The 3451-nt window shown below is 55.3% G+C and carries 4 protein-coding genes; all 4 read right to left on the bottom strand.

The features are described 5' to 3' along the window. The coding region (locus AC1DU6_RS24160) for a hypothetical protein (protein WP_477860177.1) at positions 1–870 on the bottom strand (870 nt) is incomplete at its 3' end. 5 nt (positions 871–875) lie between these two features. Further along, positions 876–2300 carry an AAA family ATPase gene (locus AC1DU6_RS24155; protein ID WP_477860176.1) on the bottom strand — a complete coding sequence of 475 codons (1425 nt, stop codon included), beginning with the start codon at positions 2298–2300 and terminating at the stop codon, positions 876–878. A gap of 259 nt (positions 2301–2559) precedes the next feature. Next, entirely contained in the window at positions 2560–3012 is a 453-nt protein-coding gene (locus AC1DU6_RS24150; RefSeq protein ID WP_477860174.1) for a cation transporting ATPase C-terminal domain-containing protein, read from the bottom strand. Between the two features lie 12 nt (positions 3013–3024). Then, the coding region (locus AC1DU6_RS24145) for a VIT1/CCC1 transporter family protein (RefSeq protein WP_477860172.1) at positions 3025–3451 on the bottom strand (427 nt) is incomplete at its 5' end.

The following is a 3451-nucleotide window of genomic DNA, read 5'->3' as shown; positions in this document are numbered from 1 at the left end:
AAAGAGCTCCCGCTGTCGCTTCCCGCCCTTAGCCAAATCCGCAACAAATTCATTGGGAAAGCCGCTTTCTTTCGCGATGAAAGCCGCACCGACCCAGAGCAGATCATTGCCCACATGGCCATGTGGCAACCATTTCGTAGCGTGTTTTGAATGAAGAGAAACCCACGCCGCATCTACCCCCTGATTGACCTCTGCCACTATTGTTCCGGCGCACCCCATACCACGACCCGCGCATGCCGACGCGAACGAATCATTTAGATATATTCGTCCGTTCTCCTGCCGCAGATGCACCACGTCAATTAGGCCAGCACTACGCGACAGCTGCGCCTCATCTCTTAGCTTTATTGAAAGGACGGATGCAACGACAAGAACCGCCGGAATATTTAAATCCAACGCATTGAAAGTCTGCTGCGTAGCATGTTCAGCAAAAAAATATTTGATATATTCCTTTACACATTCCGCGTCAAAATTATAATTCTCTATTGAATGCCCCAGCGTCGTGAAATGGCGGTCCAGCTGCGCCGGAGGGTGCCATTCAGGTTGCGGAGAGAAATCCGCAAGCGCCAAACCATCCCATTCCCTATCAGTTAACGTCCCCAGTTTCGTCGCAATTTTTGCGTTCTGCAGAGCAAGCGCCTCGGAAGAACTGCGAACACTGATCACACGCAACTTGTTACCGGTTCCTGCGAGCGAGGGATCTTCGATCATCCCCGCGTGGTCGATGACAGCTAATGAATTAAATGAGGGGAGACGCTCCGCAATTAGTCGGTGAAGTAGTGACTTATCGCCTGGACCCTCTACGAGAAGCGTCCTGCCGCTTCGGCGCAAGGCAGCGTTGAGATAGCCATTAATGGAGTAATTACGTCCCATGATGTTCACAGCTCCTCATCTGTAAACAAGCTATCTTGACCTCTCGGACTATGCTCAGGTTCGAAGTCTTGGTTTTCTAGAAAATGATCAGCGCCAACCTCCGGCGAATGCGTGCAAGCAATGATTTGTCGCTCAGGCGATTGATTTCGTAGCTCTTGCAGAATTATCCGCTGCCAGTCGATATGGAGCGACAATTCGGGTTCGTCAATCAGAAATGCTCCGGATGCGAACCGAGTTCGACTCGCAGAATAGAGCATGGTAAGAATTTGACGCTCCCCAGATGAAAGTGCGGACAGGCCGTAAGCTGGGCCTGCCATAGTATTTACAGACACTTGCTGCCTAAGCCGGCTACGAGACGCGACGTTGCCAATCTTTAACGTCTTGTTGTCGAGAAATCGATTAATTGATTGCTCAAAATCTCGACTCTTTTGAAAAGCCACGCGCCGTTCAGAATTTCGGGTCTCCAACAACTGACGGTATAGTCCAAGCAGGGAGCTATCGACGCCGCGCGTTGGAGTAGCACTGGAACTCAACGATCGCGCAGACATCAACAGCTTATCGAACACTGCACGAGATTCGCTGTTTGATGCCTGCGTTTCCTGATCCATTAACAGACTTGAAATGGAAGAAATGATGTCTTCGTTGGTTTCCGTGGTCGGTATGTTTTCAAGCCCAGAAACAATTCGAAAGACCTGAACGAATGTTTCTTCGAACATCCTCTGTTCTTTCGATGAAACTTCAAGTGCGGCCCGGCGCCACTCTTCGCCGAGTGCATCTTCCACGTCGGCCACCGACGGATAGCGAATGATTGGAACAAACTTTCCAAACCATTGGCGGCAAAGAATTGTCTTTTCGGCAATCGAGCCGGCTTCGTCTTGCAATTGCCTAGGCGTTACGCCAACGCCCTGCCTTACGTAGTGCGAACGAAGAGCCGAAACTTCATTTGTTGAAATTGCATCATATTCAGGCTCTCGACGCTCCGCCGCCATGGCTCGATAGTATCTCTCCGGATCAGTTCTGGCCCGCTCCAAAATTGATCGAAAAGCAGGCAAGTATGTCGGACGTTCTCCCACAGCTTCGCGCAGACGCTCAATATCCGTTTCGGAAAAAGCGCCCTGTTGATTTAGAGAAGTTAATTCTCCGTTTAGGAACACTCTAGGCAGACTGCCCGGCTCCTCCTTCAACAACTCAACTACGTCTCCACGCGAGGTAGAAACCGTTATGCGACGAAACTGCAAAAACGTGAATCTATTAAAATCCAGTTCTAGCAGGTTTGCGAGCAAGTGAAGAAGGGTCGTCTTTCCACGTCCATTTTTTCCATAAAGGACATTTAGCCCTGGAAAAAGCTCAATGTTAAAGTCAAACTGGTCATGCAAACCCTCGACTGAAACGCTGGCGATCGTTGGAGCTTGTTCCATTTCTTCCATCATTTAAAATTTTCGCGCCGCAATAGATTTGAACTTAGGCTGCTGCCTCCCTGACACATGGTGATCACCATCTGTCTGGAATGATCTTAGCTACTCATCAACGTCAGTACGCAGGTAAAGCTCAAAGTACCGCTAGGGGTTAACTACCTAACTAGCCAGCACCAGAGGTACTAGGCGGGTCGCGCGAGCTTTCGCCCCGAGAAGCAGCTGGCTGATCCGGCATAGCGCCAACGACCGACCCGTGCKGCACAACGTTGCAGCCTCAGGCAGCAGCGCATCCTCTCGCCACTCGCATCACCCCCTTCCGCACCTCCACCGTCCACAACACGCCACTCGTCATCCCCAAGCACACCGCCCACTGCTGCCAGCTCAACGGCGCCGTGCCGAAGGCCAAGTTCAGCGGTGCGAAGTGAACCACCGCCACCGGCAGCAGCGTCGACAGCGCCACCGCGCCCCACAGCCAGCCGTTGACGAACAAGTTGCGAAACGCACTGGCCGTCTCCGACCGGACGTTGCAGCAGTTGAACAACTGTGCCAGCACCAGCACCGTGAACCATGCCGTGCGCGCGGTGGCGGGGTCGCCATCCCCGGGAATCGGGCCGCCGGGCAGGTAGAGGTCAATCGTTGCCAGCGCCAGCGCCAGGCCCGCCCGCACCACGCCCCACAGCATGGGCGCGTCAATGACGCGCCGGTTGGGCCCGCAGGGCTCCGGCAACGCTTCACCCCGTCACGCAGCCACCCCAAACAATTTGCCCACGCCCGCCGTGATCGCCATCGCCAGCGCGCCCCAGAACGTCACCCGCACGATGCCGCGTGCGATGGGGGCGCCTCCCGTGTAGGCCGCCAGGCCCCCCAGCAGCGCCAGAAAAAGCAGTGACGTGGCGCCAACGATCAGCACCAGGATCTGATGCGGCGCCAGCCAGGCGCTGAGCAGGGGCAGGCCTGCCCCGACCGTGAATGCGGCTGCCGATGCCCATGCCGCCTGCAAGGGCCTGGCGCCGACGGCCTCCGAGATGCCGAGTTCGTCGCGGGTGTGGGCGCCGAGCGCATCGGTGGCCATCAACTGCCGGGCGACCTGTTGCGCAAGTGCGGGGTATAGGAGCCTGTCGGGCTTTGGGTCGGGTGCGCTCCGGGGCAACGCGTCATTCGAGGCC

It is taken from the genome of Roseateles sp. P5_B10, assembly GCF_056400485.1.
The sequence above is the reverse complement of the archived record's forward strand: the minus strand, read 5'-3'. Positions and strand labels throughout refer to the sequence as shown.

Bases quoted from the DNA above. Each gene is read 5' to 3' on its own strand.
- AC1DU6_RS24155 (WP_477860176.1), bottom strand. From the start codon at position 2,300: ATGATGGAAGAAATGGAACAAGCTCCAACGATCGCCAGCGTTTCAGTC.